The sequence below is a fragment of the Streptomyces sp. NBC_01384 genome (genome assembly GCF_045040035.1).
Lineage (GTDB): Bacteria > Actinomycetota > Actinomycetes > Streptomycetales > Streptomycetaceae > Streptomyces.
The window spans coordinates 9,868,372-9,892,551 of record NZ_CP109559.1 but is presented as its reverse complement, the minus strand read 5'-3'; the positions used below and the strand labels follow the sequence as shown (position 1 = coordinate 9,892,551).

The following is a 24,180-nucleotide window of genomic DNA, read 5'->3' as shown; positions in this document are numbered from 1 at the left end:
GTTCCCTTCCGGAAGGGGGAGGCAGGCGGCTCGGGTGGGGGGAGGGCGTACGGCTAGTCGGAGGCGGGCAGCGGCTTGGCCGCCTTGATGGTCATCGGGACGCCGTCGCAGCTCAGTTCGCCGGTGCCGGAGAAGGTGCAGAGCACTTCGAGGGCGCCGTCGGCGTCCACATACCGCTTGCCGATGAGGGTGGCGGCTTCGGCCGCGCCGCCGGGCGCCGGCTTCGCGGCGGTCGCGGGGACCATCGGACTGCCCCCGCAGGCGAGCTGGGTCGCGCCGCCGGCGGGGGCGCGGACGACGACCACCCGCGTGCTGCAGACGGCGCTGGCGAGCTGGTCACCGGGGCGCAGCGTCGTTACCGGTGGGGTCATGGTGGATGTCCCTTTCGAGCAGGCGATCGGCGAGGAGGTTGATGTCGTAGGACTGGCGGGCCATCCAGAACCGCAGGAAGCCGGTCAGCGAGTACCGCAGGAAAAGCGCGGAGCCCACCACGGTCGCGGAGATGCCGCCCAGGCCGAGCGCGAGGCCGTCGCCCTGGACGAGCGGGTCGACGGTGTTGTGGGACACCAGGTAGCCCGACACGCCGAGCACCAGGCCGCCCACCATCAGCAGCACGCCGAGGCGCAGCCAGAGGGTGGCCCGGGCGGCGGCCGGGTCGGGGATCTTCAGTACCGCCAGTTCTCGGACGAAGCGGTCCGCGCGCGGCTCGGTGGTGGTCATGCGGAACTCCCCAGGTAGAGGGCGGACAGTTCGGCGCGCAGCCCGCCGTCGGGGTGGCCCTGCCGTTGGACCCGCCCCCGGACCAGGACGGCCGCGTGGTCGGCGATGTCAAAAACGGCGGCCGCGAACTGCTCGACCACCAGGACGGCCACGCCCTGCCGGGCTATCTCGGCGACCTGCTCGTAGAGACGGCCGACGATCAACGGGGCGAGCCCCATGGAGAGTTCGTCGAGCAGCAGGACGGCGGGGTCGGTGGCGAGGCCGCGGGCGAGGGCGAGCATCTGCTGCTCGCCACCGGAGAGGGTGCCGGCCGCCTGCGAGGCACGGCGGGCGAGGATGGGGAAGCGTTGGAAGGCGATGTCCTCGATCTCCTCGCGGCTGCGGCCGGTGAAGGTCATCATCAGGAGGTTGTCGCGGACGGACAGGTTGGGGAACACGCCGCGGCCCTCGGGGATCAGACAGACCCCGGCGCGGGCCAGGTCACGGGGGTCCACACCGGTCATGTCCCGGCCGCCCAGCAGGAGATGGCCGGATTCGACGGGGTGGACTCCGGAGGCGACGCGCAGGGTGGTGGTCTTGCCCGCGCCGTTCGGGCCCAGCAGGGCCACCACCTGGCCGGCGGCGACCTGGAGATCGACTCCATGCAGGACCGTGATCCGGTCGTAGGCGGCGCGTACGCCGCTCAGTTCGAGAATGGCGCTCACGCGTCCCCCAGGTAGGCCGCCAGGACGGTCTCGTCGTTGCGGATCACCTCGGGCGGGCCGGAGGCGATGACCTTGCCGAGATCGAGTACGTACACCTCGTCGCACACGCCCATGACGAGGCTCATGTCGTGTTCGACGAGGACCACGGCCGTGCCGTCGTCGGTCAGCGAGCGCAGCAGCGCGGCGAACCGTTCGGTCTCCTCGCTGTCCTGTCCGGCGGCGGGCTCGTCCAGGAGGAGCACCTTGGGCCGGATGACCATCGCCCGGCCGACCTCGACCAGGCGGCCTACTCCGGTGGGCAGCACGTCGGGCGGGCTGTCGGCGAGATGCGTCAGGCCGAGCCGGCTGAGGGTCTCGGTGACGGCGTGGTGGGCTCGGCGCCGTTCGGGGCCGAGTTCGGCCGCGACGAGGAGGTTGTCGCGGACGGTGAGGCGGCCGAAGAGCTCCAGCCGCTGGAAGGTGCGGGCGAGTCCGCGTCGGGCGCGGCCCGCGGGGCTGGTCCGGGTGACGTCCTGACCGTCGAGGAAGACCTGTCCGCAGGAGGGCCTGCGCAGCCCGGAGGCTACGTCGAACAGGGTGCTCTTGCCGGCACCGTTGGGGCCGATGAGTCCGGTCACCCGGCCCGGTTCGGCAGTCAGGGCGACGCCGTCCAGGGCCCGGTTGCCGCCGAAGGCGACGGTCACTCCGCTAATGCGCAGCGAGGCCACGGGCGAGCACCTCCCTGTCCTCCGGGCGCCAGGCGCGCCGCAGTCCCCACCACTCGACGGGGACCTCCGGTTCGGCCGGAGCGGCGGTCTCCCGGGCCGTCGCCCAGATCCGCAGCGCCACCCCCGCGGCCACCGAACAGGCCAGGAACGTCCAGCCGTTGATCAGGTCGCCGAGCCGCAGCACCCACAGCAGGGCGAGTACGCAGAGCAGGCCGGGCAGGGCGATCCGGTCCCGGCCGAGCGGCTCCCATTCGCGGCGGAAGCGGACGACAATGCCGTCGGGGTTGTGGCCGAGCCCGACGCCGGCGAGGCCGGGCAGCAGGGCGACGAGGTTCTGCGACCAGGGCGCCACGGCGACCAGCGCGTTCGTCGGGCCGATGTAGGCGGTTCCGGCGAACAGTCCGTTGCCCACCGTGCCGAGGCCGCCGACCACCGCGACCAGGAAGATCGGAAGGCCCGCCACCATGTTGAACTGGTCGGCGGTGATGGAGCGTTGCTGCATTCCGTACAGGGCCCCGCCGAGCCCGGCGATCCCCGAGGAGAGCGCGAACACCAGGACCTTGGCCCGCAGCAGGCTGCCGCCGAGGGTCGCGTAGGCGGCCTCGCTGTCGCGCAGCGCGATCAGCCGCCGCCCGAACCGGCCGCGTCGCACCGCCGCCACGACGAGCGAGGCGAGCGCGAGGCAGACGGCCGCGAACACCATCTGCTTCGCCGCGGTGTCGATTTCGAGGCCGAAGAGCTGAGGTCCGGCCACGTCCACGGACCCCTGGTCGAACAGCGCGATGCGCATCCCGAACAGATGGAAGGCCGGCAGCGTGAAGATCCACCGGTCGAGGACGACCGCGAAGGCGGCGGTCCCGAGCGCCAGATACACCCCGGACAGGCGCAGCGCGGGGAGCGCGACGAGCGCTCCGGCCACCGAGGAGACCACGACGGCGACGCCGAGGGCCCAGAACTCCCCGTGCGCGCCCAGGTGGGCCCATACGACCGCCCCGATCCCGGCCATGCTCAGCTGGCAGAGCGAGATCTGACCGGCGTATCCGGCCAGCGGTACGTACGACAGGGCCACCACGCCGAGCGAGAAGATGGCACCGTAGGTGATGAGGTCGGCCTCGCCGAGCACCGAGGCCAGTACCGCTCCGAACGCGACGACACAGACGGCGAACACGACCGTGCCGCGAGCGGTCGGAACCGGCACCGGGCGCAGTTTGCGGTCCCGGCCGCGCAGCCGCCGGTGCGGGAACACCAGCAGGGCCACGAGCAGCAGCAGCGCGGGAGCGGCGAGCCTGAGGCCGGGCAGGTAGGCGTTCTGCGGGAGATAGCCGGTCAGATAGCTCTCCATGCAGCCGACCACGACCGCGCCGACGAAGGTCAGGGGCACGCTGCGCAGCCGCCCGAAGATGGCCGCGGTGTAGGCACTGACGATCAGCAGCGAGAGCTGGGCGGCGTCGAGGGTGACGGTGGGCGCGATGAGGATGCCGCCGATCGCCGCCAGTTGGGTGCCGAGGATCCAGGCGATCTTGTTGGCCCGTACGGGATGGGCTCCGGTGAGCCCGACCAGGGCGCGGTCGTCGACGGTCGCCCGCATCTCGGCGCCGGGACGGGTGCGGTACAGCAGGATCCGCAGGCCCACCGCGACCAGTACCGCGACGGCCATCGTGAGGGCCTGGTGCCAGGTGACCACGGCCGAGCCGATGTGGAAGGGTTTCCGGTCGGCGAAGAAGGTGGGCAGCGTGCGCGGGACGTCGGGGTCCCAGATCCACCGGGCGACGGCGATCAGACCGCTCAGCAGCGCCACCGTCATGACCAGCCGTTCGGCCTCGCCCAGCGCCTGGACGGGCCTGAGGACGACCTTCTCGACGAACAGGCCGAAGGCCGGGGCGAGAACGAGCAGGACCACGGCCAGAGCCACGGGGACCGGCCAGCCCCAGCCGCCGGTGAGCTGCCAGTAGGTGAAGGCCGAGAGCATGCCCGCCGCGCCGTGCGCGAAGTTGAAGACGCCGGTCGTCGTGTAGGTGAGCACCAGTCCGCTGCCGATGACCGCGTAGATCGCGGCGGTGCTCAGGCCGACGATCCCGAAGGTGAGGAACTGCTCCATGGCGGGCCGTCACTCACCTTCTCGCCGGGGCCGGCGAGGGCGAACGTTCTCCGCGGCCGGTCGGCCGGAAGGCGGTGGCGCACGAGCACAGGGCCGCGTCCTCGCAGGGCGCTGCCGACGTGGCGAACGTCAACCAGGCCTGAAAGGGCCGCAACGGCGGTGGCGCCATCTGCTGCAAGGCGTACTTGGCGACCGCCCCCAGGGCGGCGAAGGGTGTGGGCTGTTTCAAGGGGTGTCTCCTCCTCGGTGCTGTCCCCGAGCGGCCGGCGGGAACAGGTGATCGCCCCGGCCACCTTGAGCGCGAGGTGGGTTCTCCTCCTCTCTATTGGTGGAAACTAGCTTCTCGTTAAGAGAGAATCAACCATTCAAACAAAGGCAGGAGAGACGATGAGCGGACAGCGCCGAGGAACCGCGATCGCCATGACCGACACCGAGCGGGACGCTTTTTTGCGCACCGCGCCACTGTGCCGGGTCGCCACCGCCGGACGGACCGGACATCCCCACGTCAGCGCTCTGTGGTTCGTGTGGGACGGGTCCGCGCTCTGGCTCAACTCGCTGGTGCGCAGCCAACGCTGGACCGACCTCGACCGCGATCCACGGCTCAGCGTGATCGTCGACGACGGCGGCACGGACTTCATGGCCCTGCGCGGCGTCGAACTGCGGGGCAACGTCGAGGTCGTCGGCGAGGCGCCGCGCAAGGGCGAGTCGCTGGACGAGCTCGTCGGGCCCGAACAGCTCTTCGCGGACAAGTACATGGGCGGCGGCGCGTTCCGGTACGACGGGAGGCACGGCTGGCTCAGGCTCATCACGGAGAAGGTCGTGAGCTGGGACTTCGCGAAGCTCCGCCGCGACCGTTGACGCCATGGCCCACACATGGAAACCTGCCACTCGTGAATGAGAATGCCATTCTCACCGAAGGGCGGAAGGGTCCTTGTCCACTGACGACCTGATGGAGATTCAGCAGTTGCTGGGCCGCTACGCGGTGCACATGACCCGGGGCGACATCGACGGGGTGCTCGCGGTCTTCACCCCCGACGGCACCTACAGCGCCTTCGGTGACACCTATGGCCTCGACGAGTTCCCGGCGCTGGTCGCCGCCGCTCCCGAGGGCCTGTTCCTGGTCGGTACGGCCGTGGTCGAACTACCCGAGGACGGAGGCACGGACGGAAACACCGCGACCGGCACCCAGCCGCTGTGCTTCATCGAGCACGCCACCCACGCCATGCGGATCGGCTACTACAACGACACCTATCTGCGGACCGACGAGGGCTGGCGGCTGCGCACGCGGGCGATGACGTTCATCCGCCGCAGCGGAGCCCACGATTCGGGCCGCCCGCACGCGTTCGAACGCCCCGGCGCATGAACGTCACGGAGTTCCGGTCCAGTCTGCGCGGCTGGCTCGACGAGAACGACCTCTCCCCCGGGCCCGACCTCTCCCTCGACGGACAGGTCGCGCAGTTGGCCCGGGTCCGGCGCGCCCTCTACGAGGCGGACTGGATGCGGTACGGCTGGCCCGCCGAGGTGGGAGGTCTCGGCGGGCCGGCCGTCCTGCGGGCCGTGCTCGGCGAGGAGGTCGCCACCCGGGGCCTGGCCGAGCCCGGCATCTACTCGATGATCGAGGTGCTCGCGCCGACGATGATCTCGTACGCCCGACCGGAGCTGGCGGCGGAGATGGTCCCGCTGCTGCTCGGCGGCCGGGAGCAGTGGTGCCAGGGCTTCTCCGAGCCGGGCTCCGGCAGTGACCTCGCCTCCCTGACCACCCGGGCGGTCCCCCACGACGACAACTGGGTGGTGACCGGCCAGAAGGTCTGGACGAGTCTCGCGCAGTACGCGGCCCGCTGTGTCCTGCTCACCCGCACCGCGCCGGGCCACGACGGGATCACCGCCTTCTTCGTCGACATGGACACCCCGGGAATCATGGTCAGACCGCTGCGGACGATGCACGGCGTGGACGAGTTCGCCGAGGTGTTCTTCGACGATGTCGTCGTCCCTGGCGACCGGATGCTCGGCCGGCCCGGCGACGGCTGGCGGCTGGCGATGGACCTGCTCCCGCACGAGCGCTCCACCTGCTTCTGGCATCGCATCGCCCATCTCTACACGCGCCTGGACCGGCTGCTCACGGAGAGGGCCGAACCGGACGACGCGAGCGACGACTTGACCCTCGGCGCCGCCTATCTGGCGCTGCACACCACGCGCTGCCGCTCCCACGGCACCCAGCGGCAGCTGGCGGAGGGCGCCCGGCTCGGCCCGGAGACCTCCGTCGACAAGGTGCTGCTCGCCACCGCCGAACAACAACTCTTCGACACAGCACGGGACTTGCTCCCCGGCGTGCTGGAGCTGACGGACACACCGTGGCGGGAGGAGTACCTGTACTCACGGGCGGCGACCATCTACGGCGGCACCGCCGAGATCCAGCGCAACATCATCGCCCGCCGGCTGCTGGACCTGGGAAGGGACTGACACCATGGACGCCGCCGAGCGGGACCTGCTCGCCGAGACGCTCCGCAAGACGATGACGGCGGCGTCGGGCGGCGCCCTCGACACGGCCCTGGCCGATCTCGGCTGGGCCGACCTGCTGACGGAAGTGCCGGACGTGGCGGTTCCGCTCACCTTCGGGCTGCTCGGCGAGACCGGCGCCCACGCACCGCTGCTGAACGACGTGCTGCTGCAGGCGGCGGGGCGCCCCGTCGGGGGCACACTGCCGCTGCCGTACACGGGCGGCGCGTGGGTCGTGTGGGAGCGCACCGACGGGGCGGGCACCGCGCTGGACGGCGAGCTGCCGTTGCGGATCGTCCCGGCCGGGGACGCCGTCCCGCTCGCCGCGGGGCGCCGGGCGCTGGGCTGGTGGTTGCTGGGCACCGGCCGGGCGATGCTCGCGCTCGCCCGCTCACACGTGCTCGACCGGACCCAGTTCGGCCGTCCCCTGGCCTCCTTCCAGGCCGTACGGCACCGGCTCGCCGAGACCCTGGTCGCGCTCGACGGCGCCGAGGCGACCCTCGTGGCCGCCGAGGACGACCTCGGCTCCCTGCTCGCCAAGGCGGCGGCCGGACAGGCGGCGCTGACGGCGGCCCGGCACTGTCAGCAGGTGCTGGGCGGGATCGGTTTCACCGCCGAGCACGATCTGCACCGGCACATCCGGCGCGCTCTGGTCCTGGACGGACTGCTGGGCAGCGCACGGGAGTTGACCCGGGAGGCCGGAGCACTCGTACGGGCGGGCCGCTCGGCGCCGCGGCTCGTCCAGCTGTGACCCCTCCTGTCGTGACGTCAGGGCCGGGTCTGCGAGCGCCCCCGTGCGGTGACGTCGGCGCGCCGGGCGGCGACCTCGCTCGTCCCGGGCTGCCAGGTCTCGGCCATGTACCCCTCGATGAGATGCGCCTCGTCGAGGGTGGCGGCGCCCTCCAGTTGGCGGTAGTGCCGCAGCAACCGGCGCACGCACGTCTTCGAACTGCACGGGTGGGACGGCGTGAGCGAAGAGCTGACCGCGCTGTCGAAGGCGGGGCGGTGGCCGGAGACGGCGGGGCTGATCACCGACGAGATGGTCGACGCCTTCGCGATCGTCGCCGGTCCGGACGAGCTGCCCGGCCGGGTCGCGGAACGCTTCGGCGGGCTGCTGACCCGTCTCTCGTTCACCCCGCCGCCCAGCCTGGACCGCGAGGCCGCCATGGACCTCGTCGCGCGCCTGCGCGCCTGCTGAACCACGCCGCACCACAGCCCACCGCATCCCACCGAACCGCACCGAACCGCACTGAACCGGGAGTGTCTGTGACCGACCTCTGGAACGACCTGCTCGCCTGCCTGGAGCTGCGCCCCGACCCCTCGGCACCCGAACCCGCCACGGGCTTCGAAGGATCCAACCAACACCTCGGCTATCACCGGCTGTTCGGCGGGCAACTGCTCGCCCAGTTCGTCCGGGCGGCGGTACTCACCTGCCCGGACAAGGCCGTGAAGTCCCTGCACGCCCTGTTCCCGCGTGAGGGCCGGGCCGACGAGCCCGTCCGCTACGAAGTGACGCGCCATCGCGAAGGCAGCACGTTCGCGACGCTGACGATCGTCGCCCGTCAGACACCGGGGGTCATCGCCACCTCCTCGGTGTCCCTGCACGCCGAGGAGGACGGGCTCGACCACCAGAGCGACTTCGAGATCCCCTCCGTGCCCGGCACGGAACACGACGTGGAACTCGGCCTGATTCCCTGGACGACCCGGTCGACCGCCGACCTGGACTCCCCGAAGGCGGAACCGGCCGAGTACGACCTGTGGATGCGTATGCCGGAGGTCGCCCCGGAACTCGCCCCGGCGCTCACCGCGTACGCGACCGACCTGACCCTCATCGGCACCGCCGTGCGCCCTCTCGAAGGAGTCTCCCAGCGGGACGCGCGCACGGCGTTCACCTCCGCCGTCACCTCGCACACCCTCTGGTTCCACCGGCCGCTGTGTGCTGAGGACTGGCTGCTGCTGCATCAGCACAGCCCGCTCCTGGCGCACGGCCGCTGTTTCGGCCGGGGGGACGTCCTGACCGAGGACGGCACCCTCGTCGCCTCGTACGCCCAGGAGGCGCTGCTCCGTTTCCGGAGCTGATCCACCGGCAGGAGGGGTCGGCTCACGTGCGCGGCGACCTCGGTCATGAACCGCTGGAAGACCGTCGGATCCCGGTGGTCGCTGGAACTGCGGGACGTGCACGCCCCAACGGGGTGCCTCGCGGTCGATCGTGGTGGGCGTCGCGGAGGCACTTCCGCCGGGGCACGGTGTCATGTCAGGGCGCCGGGACCTCGATGACCGTGGCCGAGCCCATGCCGCCGCCCGCGCACAGCGCGGCCACGCCGATGCCGCCGCCGCGCCTGCGCAGTTCGTGGACGAGCGTGACCAGCATGCGCGCCCCGGTGGCAGCGACCGGGTGGCCGAGCGAGCAGCCGCTGCCGCTGAAGTTCACCGTGTCCGGGTCGAGTTCGAGCAGCCGGACGGCGGCGACGGGCACCGAGGCGAACGCCTCGTTGATCTCGAACAGGTCGACGTCGGCGATCGACAGACCGGCGCGGGCCAGGGCCTTGGGGATCGCCTTCACCGGGGCAAGTCCCATCTCGGCGGGGTCGACGCCGACGGATGCCCAGGACCGTACGGTGGCGAGTGCCGTCAGCCCCTCGCGGGCCGCCGTCGCCTCGCTCGCGACGACCAGGGCGACCGCGGCGTCGTTGGCGCCCCCGGCGTTGCCGGCCGTGATGCTGAACCCGTCGATCTCCGGGTGCAGCGGCTTCAGCTCGGCCAGCTTCTCCGCGCTGGTGTCCCGGCGTGGGTGCTCGTCGACGGAGAAGAGACCGTGGGGGGTCTCGATCGGGACGATCTCCTCCTTGAAGCGGCCCTCGTCGATGGCCGCCACGGCGTTGCGGTGCGAGCGCAGCGCCCAGGCATCGAGCTCGGCGCGGGTGAGGTCCGCCGCGACGGCGGTGTTCCAGCCCACCGTGATCGACATGTCCTTGTTGGGGGCGTCGGGGCGGTCGGGGTGGGTGGGCGACATCCAGGGTTCCCACTCCCCGTCGACCCGGAAGAGCGCCTTCGGTGAGGTGGAGGCCGAGTTGACGCCGCCCGCGATGACGAGTTCGTCCATGCCCGCCATCACGCTCGCGGCGGCGCTCTGGACTGCGGCCATGCCCGCGGCGCAGTGCCGGTTGTTGGCCAGTCCCGCGACCGAGGTGAGTCCGGCGGTGACCGCGGCGTGCCGGGCCAGGACGCCACCTCCATAGAGTCCCTCGCCGAGGATCACGTCGTCGATGAGGGCCGGGTCCAGGCCTTCGGCCGCGGCGGTGACGATGTGGTGGGCCAGGTCGAACGCGGTCGTGTCGCGCAGGGTGCCCTTGACGGCGGTGCCGATGGGGGTACGCAGGGCGGACGCGATGACTGCTTCAGGCATGGGTGGTCTCCAACTCGGCCAGCAGGGTGCGGCGCAGCAGTTTTCCGGTCTCGGTCTTGGGCAGTTCGGCGCGGAACACGATGGCGTCCGGTGTCTTGGACGAGCGGAGCCGGTCCTTGACCCACTGCCGGATCTCGGCCGGGTCGCCTTCGCCGACGACGATGGCGACGATCCGCTGCCCCCACTCGGGGTCGGGCAGCCCGACGACGGCCGCCTCGACGATGCCGGGGTGGGCGAGGAGTACGTCCTCGATCTCGGCCGGGGCGATGTTCTCGCCACCGCGGATGATGGTGTCGTCGGCGCGCCCCTCGATGAAGAGGTAGCCGTCGGCGTCGAGCCGTCCCCGGTCCCGGGTGGCGAACCAGCCCTCCGTGTCCAGGACGCTGCGGCCGCCGTACTCGCCGGAGATCTGCTCACCCCGTACGAAGACCAGTCCGGTCTCCCCCGGCACGGCGGGCTTGTCGTCGTCCGTACGGATCTGGATCTCGATGCCGGGCAGGGCCCGGCCCACCGAGCCGAGCCGGTCGCGTACCGCGGGGTCGTGCGACACGGACGCCTGCCAGTGGTCGTCGGGGCCGAGGACCGCGATGGAGGAGGCGGTCTCGGTCAGGCCGTAGGCATTCACGAAGCCGGTCTGCGGGAAGATGCGCAACGCCCGCTCCACGATGGGCCCCGGGGTGCGCGCACCGCCGTACGCGAGGCTGCGCAGCAGGGGGGTCCCGGCGTCGTCGCCGGGCACTTCGGCGACGATCCGGGCGAGCATGGTGGGGACCACGAGGGCATGGGTGATCCGCTCCCCCCGTACGGTCTCCAGCCACCGCCCCGGGTCGAACGCCTGCAAGTACACGATCCGGCGGCCGGAGTAGAGGTTCGTCAGCAGGTTCATCAGTCCCGCGACGTGGTACGGCGGCACCGCCACCAGCGACGCGTCACCCTCGTCGGCCGACGCGAACTCCTGGGTGTTCAGCACGTAGGCGAGCAGATGACGGTGCCTGAGCACGGCCGCCTTGGGCTCGGCGGTCGTCCCGCTGGTGTACAGCAGCACGGCGACGGAGTCGTGGTCCTGTGGCGGGTCCAGGAACTCCACGTCCGGCCGCTCGTCGAGGAGGGCGTCGAGGTCGCCTGGGCGCAGCACCACGGCGCCGGGATGACGGACCAGCAGGGCGCTCAACTGCTGTTCGCCGAGTCGGTAGTTGACCGGGACGAAGGGAACGCCCGCCAGAGCGGCTCCGAACAGGGCGACGGGATAGGCGAGTTGGTTGGCGCCCAGATACACGACGGCCTGACGGCCCCGGAAGCGGTGGGCGGCGGCATGGGCGCGGTGCAGCAGTTCGGCGGCGGTCAGCGAACGGCCGCCCGCCGTTATCACCGCCCGATCGCCGGCCGAGGCCGCCATCTCAAGGATCATGGTGATATTCATGAGAATGCTATTCTCGTATACACAGAGCCCTGCTTGCAAGAGAGGATAACCTTGATGCAGATCAATGGGAGTTCCGCGGTCGTGGTCGGTGGGGCGGGGGGCCTGGGCGAGGCCACCGTCCGTCGCCTCCACGCGGCTGGAGCGAAGGTGGTCGTGGCCGACCTCGCCGACGAGAAGGGCAAGGCGCTGGAGGCGGAGTTGGGGGTCCGTTACGTACGGACCGACGCCACCGACGAGAACGACGTCAAGGCGGCGATGGCCGAGGCCGAGGCGGCGGGACCGCTCAGGATCTCGGTGGACGCGCACGGCGGCCCGGCCAGTGGCGGCCGGCTCGTCGGCAAGGACGGCGAACCGCTGGACCTCGCGGGCTTCCGGAAGACCATCGACTTCTACCTCACGGCCGTCTTCAACGTCATGCGTCTGGCGGCCGCCGCCATCGCACGCCAGGAAGCCGTCGACGGCGACCGCGGTGTCATTGTCAACACCGCGTCGATCGCCGCGTACGAGGGGCAGATCGGCCAGATCCCGTACGCCGCCGCCAAGGGCGGAGTGGTCGGCATGACCCTCGTCGCCGCGCGCGACCTCTCGCCGCTCGGCATCCGGGTCGTCACCATCGCCCCGGGCACCTTCCTCACCCCGGCCTACGGCGCGGCGGGCGACCAACTGGAGGCCTACTGGGGGCCCAAGGTCCCGCACCCCAAGCGCATGGGCCGCTCCCCCGAGTACGCGGCTCTCGTGGAGCACATCTGCGAGAACGACTATCTCAACGGCGAGGTCATCCGCCTCGACGGCGCCCTCCGGTTCCCGCCGAAGTGACCGGCCGAGTGACCGGCCGAGTGACCGGCCGAGTGAACGGCCGAGTGAACGTGAGCGGCGAGCTGAAGGGGAAGGTGGCGTTCGTCGCCGGGGCGAGCCGGGGCATCGGCCGGAACATCGCGCGGGGGCTCGCGCAGGCCGGAGCCGCGGTCGCGGTCGCCGCGCGCTCCGAGGAGGAGGGCCGACTGCCCGGCACGATCCATGCCGTCGCCGAACAGATCACGGAAGCGGGTGGCCGCGCTCTCGCGGTTCCGTGTGATGTGACCTCCGAGGCGTCGGTCTCGGCCGCCGTGGCGGCGACCGTCGCGGAGTTCGGCGGGATCGACATCCTGATCGCCAACGCCGGGGTCATGTGGCTCGGCCCGGTCGAGTCCACCCCGCTCAAGCGCTGGCAGCTGTGCCTGGACGTCAATCTCACCGGGGTCTTCCTCGTCACCAAGGCCGTCATCCCGCACCTCAGGGCGCGCGGCGGGGGTTCGTTGGTGGCGGTGACGACCAACGGGGTCGGCATGACCGACAAGGGCGCCAACGCCTACTGGGTCTCCAAGGCGGGCGTCGAACGCCTCTACCTCGGGCTCGCCGCCACCCTCAAGTCCGACAACATCGCGGTCAACTGCCTGGCCCCGTCGCGTGTCGTCGTCACCGAGGGCTGGCAGGCCGGGGGCGGCGGACGCGAGATCCCACCGGAGATGATCGAACCTCCGGAGGCGATGGCGCGGGCCGCCGTGGTCCTGGCCGGCCAGGACGCGAGCGGCGTCACCGGCACGGTGCAGAAGTCGGAGTCGATGCCAGAGTGAACGTAAGGGGTCCCGGGAGTTCGACTCCCGGGACCCCTTCACGTGACCGCTACGAACGGCCCGCGCTCTACGAGCCGTGCTCGCCCAGGCGGGGCGGCGGCCCGTACTCGGGCTCGTACCCGGCCACCCGCACGGGACTTCGTACCAGCCGGAAGTCCCCGGCCGACACGATCGCGTCCGGCGTCGCCGCCAGCGCCTGCGGCAACGTCCGTACGGCCGCCGCCGGTACGCCCAAGGGGCGCAGCCGGGCCTCCCAGCCGACCGCGGTGTCGGTGGCCAGGGACCTGGTCACGACATCGAGCACCGCCTCGCGACGTGCCGCGCGTTCGGCCATCGTCGGGAAGCCCTCGATGCCCGCCTCCGCGGCGAACGACTTCCAGAAGCTGTCGTGGGTGATGAACAGGGCCAAGTGGCCGTCCGACGTGGAAAAGAGCTGCGCCGGTACGTAGTAGGAGTGCGCGCCCAGCGGCAGGCGGCGCGGCTCGGCTCCCTCGTTGAGGTAGGCGGACGCCCGGTAGTTGAGCTGGGAGAGCATCACGTCCCGCAGCGACACCTCGACCTGCCCGCCGCGCCCGGAGACGATCTGCGCGAGCAGGCCGAGGGCCGCGGTCAGGCCGGAGGAGTTGTCGGCCGAGGAGTAGCCGGGCAGCGTCGGGGGCCCGTCCGGGTCGCCGGTGAGCGCGGCGACGCCCGTGGCCGCCTGGACGACGTAGTCGAAGGCCGGATCGTCACCGGCGTCCAGGCCGAAACCGGTGAGCGCGACGCAGACGATCCGTTCGTTCCACTTCTTCAGCGCCTCATAGGTGAGCCCGAGCCGGTGGATCGCCGACGGTTTGAGGTTGACCAGCAGCGCGTGGGCGTCCGTGACGAGTTCACCGAGACGGTCCTGACCGCTCGGCGTGGTCAGATCGAAGCGGACGCTGCGCTTGCCCCGGTTGAGGCTGGCGAAGTACGCGTCGCTGACCTGCCGGGAGATGTCCCCGCCCGGCGGCTCGATCTTGGTGACCTCGGCGCCCAGGTCGGCGAGCATCATGGTGGCGTACGGGCCCGCCAGCATGTGGCCGACCTCCAGGACCCGGATGCCCGCCAGGGGCCCTGGGGTGGCGGGGCCGGAGCTCATCGGAAGTCCGCCGCGATCCTGGCGAGGACCTCACGGGTCCGGCGTTTGGAGGCGATCAGTTCGTCCCGGCCCTCGCCGATCGGCAGCAGCCGTACCGACAGATCGGTGACCCCGGCGTCGGCGAAGCGCCGGAAGCGGGCCGCGATGGCCGTCTCGTCGCCGGCCGCGCACAGGTCGCCGATGTCCCGGGCGTCGCCGTAGTCCAGCAGCCGCTGGTAGTTGGGCGAGATCTCGGCCTCCCCGAGGATCCGGTTGGCCCGCTCGCGCGCCGCGTCGACCTCGGCGGGCCTGCACAGACAGACCGGGATGCCCGCGACGATCCGCGGCGCCGGGCGCCCCGCACCGTCCGCCGCCTTGGTGATGCGCGGGACGACGTGGTCGGCGACCGCCCGCTCGTCGGCCATCCACAGCACCGTTCCGTCCGCCCGTTCGCCCGCGAGTGCCAGCATCACCGGGCCGAGCGCGGCGAGCAGCACCGGCAGGGGGGCCACGGGGCCGAGGTCCAGCGGGTTGTGCACCGTGAATGTGCCGTTCTCGACGTCGACCGGGCCCGGGCCGTGCAGCGCCGCGTCCAGGACCTCCAGATAGTCACGGGTGAAGGCGGCGGGCCGCTCGTAGGGCAGCCCCAACATGTCCTGGATGATCCAGTGGTGCGAGGGACCGAGGCCCAGGGCGAGCCGCCCGCCCGCGGCGGCCTGCGCGGACAGCGCCTGGCGGGCGAGCGCGATCGGGTGCTGTGCCTGGAGCGGTACGACCGCGGTCCCGATCTCGATCCGCTCGGTCCGCGCGCCCATCAGGGCCACGGCCGTCAACGCGTCGAAGTCCGTGGGGATCTGGGGCACCCAGGCGGTGTCGAGGCCCGCCTGCTCCGCCCATGTCACGTCATCGACCATCCGCGCGACCTTGCGCGCGGAGTCCCCACGCTCCGGCCCGATCATCACACCGACCCGCACAGTGCCTCCCGGTTTGCGTGGCTTTCGAGGTTTCGAGTTGTCGACCTCCCGCGTCCTCAGGCAGGAGCAGGTCGGGGTGTCAGGGCGAGGCGGGGACGACCGCCGTCAGGGCGCGCATCTGCGCCACGATGGCGTCGAGGGGCGTGCCGGTCGGAAAGACCGCCGCCGCACCCGCCGCCTTCATACGGGGCACATCGGCCAGGGGGATGGTGCCGCCCACGACGACGGCGATGTCCTCGGCCCCGGCGGCCCGCAGCCCCTCGACGACCCGGGTGGTCAGGGCCAGATGCGCACCGGAGAGGATGCTGAGGCCGACGACGGCCACGTCTTCCTGGAGCGCGGTCGCCACAATGGTGTCGACGCGCTGGCGGATGCCGGTGAAGACCACCTCGAACCCGGCGTCGCGCAGCGTCCGCGCGACGATCTTGGCCCCTCGGTCGTGGCCGTCCAGACCGGGTTTGGCGATGAGTACGCGGGTCGACATCAGAACACCACCGGTTGCTGGAATTCGCCCCAGACCGCCTTGAGGGCGGCGACCATCTCGCCGACCGTGCAGTAGGCCTTGGCGCAGTCGATGAGCAGGGGCATGAGGTTGTCGGTGCCCTCGGCGGCGCGGGCGAGGGCGGCAAGGCGGCCTTGTACGGCCGCGGCGTCGCGGGTGGCCTTCACGTCGGCCAGCCGCTTCAGCTGCCGGTCGCGGCCTTCCCCGTCCAGCTCGTAGGTTTCCAGTTGGGGCGGTGGCTCGGGCGTGGCGAAGCGGTTGACGCCGACCACCGGCCTGGTGCCCGCCTCGACCTCCTGGTGGAGGCGGTAGGCCTCGTCGGCGATCAGGCCCTGGAGGTAGCCGTCCTCGATCGCCCTGACCATCCCCCCGTGATGCTCCAGGTCCGCCATGACCTCGACGATGCGTTCCTCGGTGGCATCGGTGAGGGCTTCCACGAAGTACGAGCCGCCGAGCGGGTCCGCGACCCGGGCGACGCCCGTCTCGTGGGCGAGGATCTGCTGGGTGCGCAGGGCGAGCGTCGCCGACTCCTCGCTGGGCAGCGCGAACGGCTCGTCCCAGGCGGCCGTGAACATCGACTGCACGCCGCCCAGCACCGAGGCCATCGCCTCGTACGCCACCCGAACCGTGTTGTTCTGCGCCTGCGGCGCGTAGAGGGAGGCCCCGCCCGCCACACAGCCGAAGCGGAACATCGACGCCTTGTCGGTGCTCGCCCCGTACCGCTCGCACACGATCGTCGCCCAACGGCGGCGCCCGGCACGGTACTTGGCGATCTCCTCGAAGAAGTCGCCGTGGGTGTAGAAGAAGAAGGAGATCTGCGGGGCGAACCGGTCGATCGTCATCCGGCCGCGCGCCAGCACCGTGTCGCAGTACGTGACCCCGTCCGCGAGCGTGAACGCCATCTCCTGTACGGCGTTGGCGCCGGCGTCGCGGAAGTGCGCGCCGGCCACCGAGATCGCGTTGAACCGCGGCACCTCGGCCGCGCAGAACTCGATGGTGTCGGCGATCAGTCGCAGCGACGGCTCGGGCGGCCAGATCCAGGTGCCCCGCGAGGCGTACTCCTTGAGAATGTCGTTCTGGATCGTCCCGGTGAGCTTCGCCCGCGGCACCCCGCTGCGCTCGGCGGCGGCCACGTAGAACGCCAGCAGGATCGCCGCCGTGCCGTTGATGGTGAAGCTGGTACTGATCCGGTCGAGGGGGATGTCCTCGAAGAGCATCTCGGCGTCGGCGAGCGTGTCGAGGGCGACACCGACCCGGCCGACCTCCTCGCTCACCTCCGGGTCGTCGGAGTCGTAACCGCACTGGGTGGGCAGGTCGAGCGCCACGGACAGTCCGGTGCCGCCCTGTTCGAGGAGATAGCGGTAGCGGCGGTTCGATTCCTCGGCGGTGCCGAAGCCGGAGTACTGGCGCAGCGTCCACAGCCGCCCCCGGTAGCCGGAGGTGTAGTTGCCGCGGGTGAAGGGGAAGCGCCCCGGCGCGGGCGGCTCGACAGGCCGGTCCTCGGGTCCGTAGACCGCCTTGAGGGGAATGCCGGAGGCGGTGTGGGAGAAGTCGTCCTTCTCCCGCGGCTTCTCTGAAAGGGTCATCGCAGTCGGTCCTTCATCACCTTGCCGGTGGCGTTCAGCGGCAGCTCTTCGAGGAACTCCACATACCTGGGCACCTTGAACCCGGCCATCCGCTCCCGGCTCCAGGCGATCAGCTCGTCCGCCGAGAGGGCGTCCCTCCGTACGACGAAGGCCTTGCCCACCTGGCCGAGCCGCTCGTCCGGTACTCCGATCACGGCGGCCTGGGCGACGGCCGGATGCTCCATCAGGAAGCCCTCGATCTCGGCCGGGTAGGCGTTGAAGCCGCCCACGATGAACATGTCCTTCTTGCGGCCGACGATCCGCAGATGGCCCCGGTCGTCGAGCGTTCCGAGGTCGCCGGTGCGCAGCCAGCCGTCCGGGTCGATCGCCTCGGCGGTCGCGGCCGGGTCGTCGAGGTAGCCGCGCATGACGCTGTACCCGCGCACCAGGACCTCTCCGTCGTCCGCGATCCGGATCTCGACGCCGTCGCAGGGGGTGCCGACGGTTCTCGCGATGTCCTCGAATGAGTCGCCGGGCCGCGAGGCCGTGGCCGTGCCCGCCTCGGTCAGGCCGTAACCCGTCATGACCGTCCGGAAGGGCAGATCGCTGACGATCCTGCGGACGAGGTCGACCGGGATGTCGGCGGCCCCGGTGACAGCCACCCGCAGCGAGGACAGGTCGCGTCCGCCCTCCGCGGCCAGCAGCGAGTGGTAGAGCGTGGGCGGCCCGGGCAGGACCGTCACCTTCTCGCGCTCCACGAGTTCGAGGACACGGTCCACGTCGAAGACCGGCACCGGGAGGATGGTCGCGCCCCGGATCAGGGACGTGATGCAGCCCGCCTTGTAGCCGAAGATGTGGAAGAACGGGTTGACGATCAGATAGCGGTCGCCCTCCCTGAGGTCCGCCAGGTCGCACCACTCCGCGTACAGCCGGAGCGTCTGGGCGTGTGTCATCAGCACGCCCTTGGGCCGCCCGGTGGTCCCCGAGGTGAACACGATGTCGCAGACGTCGTCGCCGCTCACCTCGGCCTCGTACGGTGAACCGCTCGCGAGGAAGGCCGACTTGATGTCGATCACGGGCACGCCGGGCGGAGTCTGGAAGTCCAGACCGAGGAATCCCTCCTCGACGAGGACGACCTTGGCGCCGCTCCGGCGGATGATGTCGCCGGCCTCGTCGGCCTTGAACCGAGTGTTGACCGGGACCAGGACGCCGCCGGCGGTCAGCAGCCCGAAGGCCGCGGTGATCCACTCGGCGGAGTTGGGTGCCCAGATCGCCGCCCGGTCGCCCCTTCCGACGCCGGCCGCCGCGAAGGCTCCCGCGGCGGTGCGCACACGGTCGGTCAACTCCGTGAAGTTGAGGCGGAGTTGACCGTCCACGACTGCTTCGGCGTCACCGAAGCGGTCGGCCGCGCTGAGCACCATCTGCGGGATGGTCTCCCACTTCATACGCCGATCAACCGGGCCAGGTTGCCGCCCATGATCTTGGCCTGGTCGGTCTCCTTCATGCCCTTGATCGCGTCGATGTAGGTGACCGGGTCGGCCAGGCCCTCGGGGTGGGGGTAGTCGGAGCCGAACAGCACCCGCTCGACGCCGATGATCCCGGCCAGCTCGGACATGTCCTCCTCCCAGAACGGGCTGATGTGGATCCGGTTCTTGACCTCTTCGACCGGGTCGCCCAGGAAGCCCTGTGGCTGCTTCTTGTAGACGTCGGCCAGCTGGTCGAGGAGCGGCACCAGCCAGGAGGACCCGTTCTCGATGACCGAGACCTTCAGCTCCGGGAAGCGGAACAGCGCTCCGTGGCAGACCCAGGAAGCCACCGAGTCGGTGACCGGCCGCCATTCGCCCAGCATCCGGAAGGTCTGCGCCTGGAACGGCGTCATCTCCTGGCTCTTGCCCTCCCAGTCGCTGGAGTACCGGGAGTAGCCGCTGTCGGAGGAGTGCATCGACACCAGCACCCCTGCCTCCTCGACCCGCTTCCAGAAGGGGTCGAACTCCGGCAGCGCGAAGGACCGCGAGCCGCCGAACCCGGGGACCGGGGCGGGCCTGACCAGGATCGACCGCGCTCCGCGCTCCAGGCACCACTCCAGCTCGGCGATCGCCTTGTCCAGGATCGGCAGGCTGATCACCGGGGTGGTGAAGATCCGGTCCTTGTAGTTGAACTTCCAGGTGTCGTACAGCCACTCGTTGAGCGAGTGGACGACCGCGTGGATCAGCTCCGGGTCGTCCCGCATCCGCTCTTCGATCAGGCTGGCCAGAGTCGGGAAGTTCAGCGCCTGCCGGATCCCCATCTCGTCCATGAGCTCCAGACGCGGCCCGGGCTCGCGGAACGCGGGAATCGACTTCATCGGCTCGCCGAACAGCTCGCGGTGCGACTTGCCCTCCGGATTGCCCTCCCGGAAGTACTGCTCCCACGCCCCCGGCCGGGCGACCACCGAGAACGTGGGGTTGGGGATGTAGTCGCTGATCCGACCGCGGATCGCGATCTTCGTACGGTCGTTCACCTGCACGTACTGGATGGCGCCCTCGTACTGCTTCGGCAGGTACCGGGTGAGCGCATCCTCCGTCTCGTACAGGTGGTTGTCGGCGTCGAACAACGGATACGGCAACACGCGCGACGGCATGAGATCCTCCTTCGCTGATTACGAGAATCCTATTCTCAACTTGCTCGCGCGGCAATGTCCCGACGGAGAACGAACTTCTGCACCTTGCCGCTCGCCGTCCGCGGGAACTCCCGCACGACATGCAGCTCCTCCGGCCACTTCTGCCGGGCCAGGCCCGCCCCTTCGAGGTGGGCGCGCATCTCGTCGAGTGTGGGCGCGGGGTGACCGGGCTTCAGCCTCAGCGCCGCCGCCGCGTGTTCGCCGAGGCGGGCGTCGGGGGCGGCCACCACGGCGGCCTCGGCGACGGCCGGCAGGGCGAGCAGCACCTCCTCGACCTCCAGGGCGCTGATGTTCTCGCCGCCGCGGATGATGATGTCGGCCTTGCGGTCGGTGATGGTGAGGTAGCCGTCCTCGTCGATCACCCCGATGTCACCAGTGCGGTACCAGCCCTCGTCGTCGAAGGCGCGCTCGGTCAGGGCCGGATCGGTGTACCCGAGGCACAGGTCGGGTCCGCGGCTGAGGATCTCACCGTCCTCGGCCAGCCGTATCTCCGTACCGGGGAGGGCGTCGCCGTCCGTGTGGAGCCGCTTGGACTCGGGCGCGGTGTGGCGGGAGCCGGTGATCGAGGGGTGTTCCGTGCTGCCGTACGAACGGAAGACCGTCATGCCGAGCTCCGTGAGGCGGGTGGTGACCGCGACGGGGACCGCCGCCCCGCCGAGTCCCGCGTACTTCATGGCGGTCAGGTGCCGGGGGGTGAAGTCGGGGTGGTCGAGCAGGCTCGTCATGAAGTACGCCGCCCCGCCGCCCACGGTGAGGCCGTCGCTCTCCATCAACTCCAGCACTCGCCCGGGGTCCCAGACGTCGGCGAGGTTCACCGGCGAGCCGTCGAGGACCGGGATCAGGAAGGAGTTCACCATCCCGATGAAGTGTCCGATCGGAGCCGCGGTGAGCTGGCGACCCCGGTCGGGCGGATAGAGCCCGGCGAGCTGACGTGTCTCGAAGCCCAGCGTCTGGTGGGAGTGGACGACGCCCTTGGGATCGCGGGTGGTGCCGGAGGTGAACGCGATCAGGGCGGGCGCGGCCGGGTCCGTCGCGATGACGCCGGGCAGCGGCTCGTCGGCGAGCAGCTCGTCGAAGTCCCGTCCCACGACACCGACGACGGGGACCGCGGCCGACAGGTCCGGCTGGTGTTCCATCCGGCCGAAGCGGTCGGCCGTGATGAAGACGCGGGGCGCGACGGCGTCGAGGATGTATCCGACCTCCTTGCGCCCGTAGAAGTGGACGATCGGCACCACGACCGCCCCGAGGAAGGCCGACGCCCAGAACACCGCGGCGCCCTCCATCCAGTTGGGCAGCTGGAACGCGACGACGTCACCGGGGCCGACACCCCGGGCGCGCAGTCCGGCGGCGAGCCTGCGGGCCGTCCGTTCGACGTCGGCGAAGGTTCCCCGCCAGGGCCGGACGGCGGAGTGCACCCGGAACTCGACATCGGGAGCGGCGTCCAGGCCGTACGCCAGCAGGTCCCCGATCGTCTCCCGAGTCCACCAGCCCTCCGCTTCATACCGTTCGATCAGCTCGGCGGGCATCGTTCGCATGGCGGTTCGCATGGCGAGAGCTCCCTCCTCGGCGCGAGAATTGCACTCTCGCAGAGAGAGAAGCTAAATTCCATACATGGTACGAGACCACGGATTCCACCCGGTCCGAATCAAGCGGATCGTCCAGGAGACAGCCGACACGCGCACATACGTGCTCGACACCCCGTTCCCCTATCGGGCCGGGCAGTTCTTGACGGTCAGGGCCTGCGGCACCCTGCGCAGTTACTCGATGTCGAGCTCCCCGGACACCGACGCCGAGTTGATGACGACGGTGAAGCGCGTCCCCGGCGGCCTGGTGTCGAACTGGATGCACGACCATCTCGCACCCGGCGACGTCATGGAGACCACGGCCCCCGCCGGGGTGTTCTGTCTGCGGGAGACCGACGAGCCCCTGGTGGCGTACTGCGGGGGCAGCGGCGTCACGCCGATTCTCTCGCTCGTCAAAACCGCGCTGGCGACGACCGATCGACGGGTGCGCGTGCTGTCGGCCAACCGGGACGCCGACGCGATCATCTTCGCGTCCGCGCTGGCCGCGCTGGCCGAGCGGCACCCGGGCCGGTTCGAGATCCGCCATCATCTGGACGACCAGGGGGGTTTCGTGACCGACCCACAGGTCCGCGCGTTCGCCGGCGGCGATCTGGACGCGGACTTCTACCTCTGCGGTCCGGCACCCTTCATGGATCTGGCGGAACGCGCCCTGCTCGTGCACGGCGTGGACGCCGAGCAGATCTTCGCCGAGCGCTTCACCCCGGCGGCCGACGAGACGCCGAACGACGCGGGAGGCGGCGGCGCGGGCCCGTCGGAGAAGGACGGCACGGTCAGCATCGTCCTCGCCGGCAAGCGCCGCACGGTGCCCCGACACTCCGGCGAGACCCTGCTGGAGAGCGCGCGGCGGGCCGGTCTCATGCCGCCCTTCTCCTGCGAGTCGGGCAACTGCGGCACCTGCATCGCCCACGTCACCGAGGGCGAGGCCAAGATGCGGGTGAACAACGCGCTCGACGACGACGAGGTCACCGAGGGCTGGGTCCTCACCTGCCAGGGCGAGCCGGTGACCCCGGACATCACCGTCGTCTACGAGGACTGACAGGCACCGTGCGACGAGAAGCGAGCAGCGCCGGTCTGGACGGCCACCCTTGTCAAGAATAATATATTCACATAGCGAGAATGCCACTCTCTCCCATGGAGAACCCTGCATGGTTGATCTTGAAATGGACCAGGGGCTCGCGGTCATCACCATCGACCGCCCGCACGCCCGCAACGCCATCGCGCCGGCCACCATGGACCAGCTGGACAAGGCCCTCGACGCGGCCGCGGACTCCCTGGCCCTGGTCGTCAGGGGCGCGGGCGACCGGGCGTTCGTGTCGGGCGGCGACCTGAAGGAACTGGCCGCGATCCGCACCGAGGACGAGGCGACGGCCATGGCCCTGCGGATGCGCGGGATCTGCGACCGGCTCGCGAACTTCCCCGGCCCGGTGATCGCCGCCCTGAACGGCCATGCCCTGGGCGGCGGCGCAGAGTTCGCCATGGCCGCCGACATCCGGGTGGCCGCGGACGACATCAGGATCGGCTTCACCCAGGTGAACCTGGCGATCATGCCCGCGTGGGGCGGCGCCGAGCGGCTCGCCCAACTGATCGGCAAGGGAAGGGCGTTGATGCTCGCCGCCGCCGGAACCGTGCTCGGCGCCGAGGAGGCCCAGCGGCTCGGGCTGGTGGACCGGGTGCTGCCGCGGGCCGAGTTCGACCAGGGCTGGCGCGCCCTGGCCCGCTCCCTCGCCACCGCCCCGGCGCGGGAGATCAAGCGCGTCATGAGCGGCGCCGTACCGGCGACCGAGGCGGCGCGTGCCTTCGCCCGCCTGTGGGTGACCGACGAACACTGGCAGGCAGCGGAGAAGGTGATGTCCCGTGGCAAGTGAGGTCCAGGTGGAGACCAGCCCCACTTCCGGCGTGACGGTGGACCTGCGGATCCGGCCCGACGCGACGAGCGTCCGCCCGGAGACCGTCACCGCGATGGGCGACTTCATACGGGCGTGGACCCCAGCAGGACGGACAGCACATCCCGCATGATCTCGGGGTAGTCGTCCTGCTCGCCGTCGAGCAGCCACTGCTGCTGCATCCCGTCGAGCATCGCCAGCATGGCCCGGGCCGCGGCCCGCGGGGCCAGACCGCTGGGCAGCCGGTCGCCGTACCGCTCGGTGAGCCGGGCGATCATCAGCCCCTGCATGGTCTCGTAGTGGTCGTGCAGATACTGCTGCGCCGGAGCGGTTCCCGTGACCCCCTCGGCCAGCATCACGCTGTGGACCTGGGCCAGACAGGGGTACGTGTGGTCATAGGCGACCACTTCGGCGAACAGGCCCGGCCAGTCGTCCTTGTCGTCGTGGCCGACCAGATGCTCCCGGTTGAGCTCCTCACGGAACCGCAGGAGCGCCATGAAGAGCTTCTTCTTGCTCGGAAAGTAGTGGAGCACGCCCTGCCGGGTCAGCCCCGCGCGCTCGGCGACCGCGTCGATCGAGGTCCGCCGGTAGCCCCGCTCCGCGAACACCCGTAGCGCCGCGTCAAGGATTTCCTCGCGCCGGGCCTCTGCCATCCCGCACCCCTCCCGCGACGGACCGTGCCGACGTAACACTACGTTTGCCGTCGCCGCCAGGGGAGCCCTCGGACACCTACCGATTGGCGCTCAGCGCC

26 protein-coding genes are annotated in these 24,180 nt (G+C 70.9%); 10 read left to right on the top strand and 16 right to left on the bottom strand.

Annotation, left to right across the window (positions count from 1 at the left end):
* Positions 1 to 53: 53 nt before the first annotated feature.
* Genes OG747_RS45460 through OG747_RS45440 form a run of 5 tightly spaced genes read right to left on the bottom strand, consistent with a single transcriptional unit; the run spans position 54 to position 4,229 of the window.
* Positions 54 to 371 (bottom strand): hypothetical protein, encoded by a 318-nt coding sequence (locus OG747_RS45460; protein WP_405885228.1) that lies wholly within the window; start codon positions 369 to 371, stop codon positions 54 to 56.
* Entirely contained in the window at positions 337 to 720 is a 384-nt protein-coding gene (locus tag OG747_RS45455) for a hypothetical protein (RefSeq protein ID WP_067374632.1), read from the bottom strand. The genes OG747_RS45460 and OG747_RS45455 overlap by 35 nt, the downstream gene beginning before the upstream one ends.
* Positions 717 to 1,424: an ABC transporter ATP-binding protein gene (locus tag OG747_RS45450; RefSeq protein ID WP_405885227.1), complete on the bottom strand. Its 708-nt coding sequence runs from the start codon at positions 1,422 to 1,424 to the stop codon at positions 717 to 719. Before OG747_RS45450 ends, OG747_RS45455 begins: the two co-directional genes overlap by 4 nt.
* Positions 1,421 to 2,131, bottom strand: coding sequence for an ABC transporter ATP-binding protein (locus tag OG747_RS45445; RefSeq protein WP_405885226.1), 711 nt, complete (start codon positions 2,129 to 2,131; stop codon positions 1,421 to 1,423). Before OG747_RS45445 ends, OG747_RS45450 begins: the two co-directional genes overlap by 4 nt.
* Positions 2,112 to 4,229 carry an ABC transporter permease subunit gene (locus tag OG747_RS45440; protein WP_405885225.1) on the bottom strand — a complete coding sequence of 706 codons (2,118 nt, stop codon included), beginning with the start codon at positions 4,227 to 4,229 and terminating at the stop codon, positions 2,112 to 2,114. Before OG747_RS45440 ends, OG747_RS45445 begins: the two co-directional genes overlap by 20 nt.
* 387 nt (positions 4,230 to 4,616) lie before the next feature.
* On the opposite strand from OG747_RS45440, the gene OG747_RS45435 reads away from it, so the two are divergent.
* From OG747_RS45435 to OG747_RS45420, 4 genes are all read left to right on the top strand, one after another.
* Entirely contained in the window at positions 4,617 to 5,087 is a 471-nt protein-coding gene (locus tag OG747_RS45435) for a pyridoxamine 5'-phosphate oxidase family protein (protein ID WP_405885224.1), read from the top strand.
* Positions 5,088 to 5,160: 73 nt separating this feature from the next.
* Entirely contained in the window at positions 5,161 to 5,592 is a 432-nt protein-coding gene (locus OG747_RS45430) for a nuclear transport factor 2 family protein (protein ID WP_405885223.1), read from the top strand.
* The gene (locus OG747_RS45425; RefSeq protein WP_405885222.1) at positions 5,589 to 6,689 is read left to right on the top strand and encodes an acyl-CoA dehydrogenase family protein; all 1,101 of its coding nucleotides are present in this window, start codon (positions 5,589 to 5,591) and stop codon (positions 6,687 to 6,689) included. The genes OG747_RS45430 and OG747_RS45425 overlap by 4 nt, the downstream gene beginning before the upstream one ends.
* Before the next feature lie 4 nt (positions 6,690 to 6,693).
* Entirely contained in the window at positions 6,694 to 7,476 is a 783-nt protein-coding gene (locus tag OG747_RS45420; RefSeq protein ID WP_405885221.1) for an acyl-CoA dehydrogenase family protein, read from the top strand.
* Positions 7,477 to 7,493: 17 nt separating this feature from the next.
* Here the strand turns inward: OG747_RS45420 and OG747_RS45415 are convergent, their stop codons facing one another.
* On the bottom strand, positions 7,494 to 7,661 hold the full coding sequence (locus OG747_RS45415; protein WP_405885220.1) for a hypothetical protein: 168 nt from the start codon (positions 7,659 to 7,661) through the stop codon (positions 7,494 to 7,496).
* Positions 7,662 to 7,692: 31 nt separating this feature from the next.
* On the opposite strand from OG747_RS45415, the gene OG747_RS45410 reads away from it, so the two are divergent.
* The gene (locus tag OG747_RS45410) at positions 7,693 to 7,923 is read left to right on the top strand and encodes a hypothetical protein (RefSeq protein WP_405885219.1); all 231 of its coding nucleotides are present in this window, start codon (positions 7,693 to 7,695) and stop codon (positions 7,921 to 7,923) included.
* 68 nt (positions 7,924 to 7,991) lie between these two features.
* On the top strand, positions 7,992 to 8,804 hold the full coding sequence (locus tag OG747_RS45405; RefSeq protein WP_405885218.1) for an acyl-CoA thioesterase: 813 nt from the start codon (positions 7,992 to 7,994) through the stop codon (positions 8,802 to 8,804).
* A gap of 175 nt (positions 8,805 to 8,979) precedes the next feature.
* Here the strand turns inward: OG747_RS45405 and OG747_RS45400 are convergent, their stop codons facing one another.
* Entirely contained in the window at positions 8,980 to 10,131 is a 1,152-nt protein-coding gene (locus tag OG747_RS45400) for a thiolase family protein (RefSeq protein WP_405885217.1), read from the bottom strand.
* The gene (locus OG747_RS45395) at positions 10,124 to 11,551 is read right to left on the bottom strand and encodes a class I adenylate-forming enzyme family protein (RefSeq protein WP_405885216.1); all 1,428 of its coding nucleotides are present in this window, start codon (positions 11,549 to 11,551) and stop codon (positions 10,124 to 10,126) included. The genes OG747_RS45400 and OG747_RS45395 overlap by 8 nt, the downstream gene beginning before the upstream one ends.
* Positions 11,552 to 11,605: 54 nt before the next feature.
* On the opposite strand from OG747_RS45395, the gene OG747_RS45390 reads away from it, so the two are divergent.
* Entirely contained in the window at positions 11,606 to 12,367 is a 762-nt protein-coding gene (locus OG747_RS45390) for an SDR family NAD(P)-dependent oxidoreductase (protein WP_405885215.1), read from the top strand.
* A 50-nt stretch (positions 12,368 to 12,417) separates the two neighbouring features.
* The gene (locus tag OG747_RS45385) at positions 12,418 to 13,164 is read left to right on the top strand and encodes an SDR family NAD(P)-dependent oxidoreductase (RefSeq protein ID WP_405885214.1); all 747 of its coding nucleotides are present in this window, start codon (positions 12,418 to 12,420) and stop codon (positions 13,162 to 13,164) included.
* A 67-nt stretch (positions 13,165 to 13,231) separates the two neighbouring features.
* On the opposite strand, the gene OG747_RS45380 is transcribed toward OG747_RS45385, so the two are convergent.
* The 7 genes from OG747_RS45380 to OG747_RS45350 all read right to left on the bottom strand — a co-directional run bounded on the left by OG747_RS45380 (position 13,232) and on the right by OG747_RS45350 (position 21,510).
* Positions 13,232 to 14,284 (bottom strand): CaiB/BaiF CoA transferase family protein, encoded by a 1,053-nt coding sequence (locus tag OG747_RS45380; RefSeq protein WP_405885213.1) that lies wholly within the window; start codon positions 14,282 to 14,284, stop codon positions 13,232 to 13,234.
* Positions 14,281 to 15,222 carry an LLM class F420-dependent oxidoreductase gene (locus OG747_RS45375; protein WP_405886040.1) on the bottom strand — a complete coding sequence of 314 codons (942 nt, stop codon included), beginning with the start codon at positions 15,220 to 15,222 and terminating at the stop codon, positions 14,281 to 14,283. Before OG747_RS45375 ends, OG747_RS45380 begins: the two co-directional genes overlap by 4 nt.
* Before the next feature lie 94 nt (positions 15,223 to 15,316).
* Positions 15,317 to 15,721 carry a cobalamin B12-binding domain-containing protein gene (locus tag OG747_RS45370; protein ID WP_405885212.1) on the bottom strand — a complete coding sequence of 135 codons (405 nt, stop codon included), beginning with the start codon at positions 15,719 to 15,721 and terminating at the stop codon, positions 15,317 to 15,319.
* The gene (locus OG747_RS45365) at positions 15,721 to 17,325 is read right to left on the bottom strand and encodes a methylmalonyl-CoA mutase family protein (protein WP_405885211.1); all 1,605 of its coding nucleotides are present in this window, start codon (positions 17,323 to 17,325) and stop codon (positions 15,721 to 15,723) included. The genes OG747_RS45370 and OG747_RS45365 overlap by 1 nt, the downstream gene beginning before the upstream one ends.
* Positions 17,322 to 18,749 carry a FadD3 family acyl-CoA ligase gene (locus OG747_RS45360; RefSeq protein ID WP_405885210.1) on the bottom strand — a complete coding sequence of 476 codons (1,428 nt, stop codon included), beginning with the start codon at positions 18,747 to 18,749 and terminating at the stop codon, positions 17,322 to 17,324. The genes OG747_RS45365 and OG747_RS45360 overlap by 4 nt, the downstream gene beginning before the upstream one ends.
* Positions 18,746 to 19,924, bottom strand: a complete 1,179-nt coding sequence (locus tag OG747_RS45355; RefSeq protein WP_405885209.1) for an amidohydrolase family protein — start codon at positions 19,922 to 19,924, stop codon at positions 18,746 to 18,748. The genes OG747_RS45360 and OG747_RS45355 overlap by 4 nt, the downstream gene beginning before the upstream one ends.
* Before the next feature lie 35 nt (positions 19,925 to 19,959).
* On the bottom strand, positions 19,960 to 21,510 hold the full coding sequence (locus OG747_RS45350) for an AMP-binding protein (protein WP_405885208.1): 1,551 nt from the start codon (positions 21,508 to 21,510) through the stop codon (positions 19,960 to 19,962).
* Positions 21,511 to 21,574: 64 nt separating this feature from the next.
* Here OG747_RS45350 and OG747_RS45345 point away from each other — a divergent pair, with 64 nt between their 5' ends.
* Together OG747_RS45345 and OG747_RS45340 are read left to right on the top strand one after the other, a co-directional pair.
* Positions 21,575 to 22,582 (top strand): 2Fe-2S iron-sulfur cluster-binding protein, encoded by a 1,008-nt coding sequence (locus OG747_RS45345; protein ID WP_405885207.1) that lies wholly within the window; start codon positions 21,575 to 21,577, stop codon positions 22,580 to 22,582.
* A gap of 109 nt (positions 22,583 to 22,691) precedes the next feature.
* Positions 22,692 to 23,411, top strand: a complete 720-nt coding sequence (locus tag OG747_RS45340; RefSeq protein ID WP_405885206.1) for an enoyl-CoA hydratase/isomerase family protein — start codon at positions 22,692 to 22,694, stop codon at positions 23,409 to 23,411.
* Positions 23,412 to 23,515: 104 nt separating this feature from the next.
* On the opposite strand, the gene OG747_RS45335 is transcribed toward OG747_RS45340, so the two are convergent.
* Entirely contained in the window at positions 23,516 to 24,082 is a 567-nt protein-coding gene (locus tag OG747_RS45335) for a TetR/AcrR family transcriptional regulator (RefSeq protein ID WP_405885205.1), read from the bottom strand.
* Positions 24,083 to 24,180 lie beyond the last annotated feature (98 nt).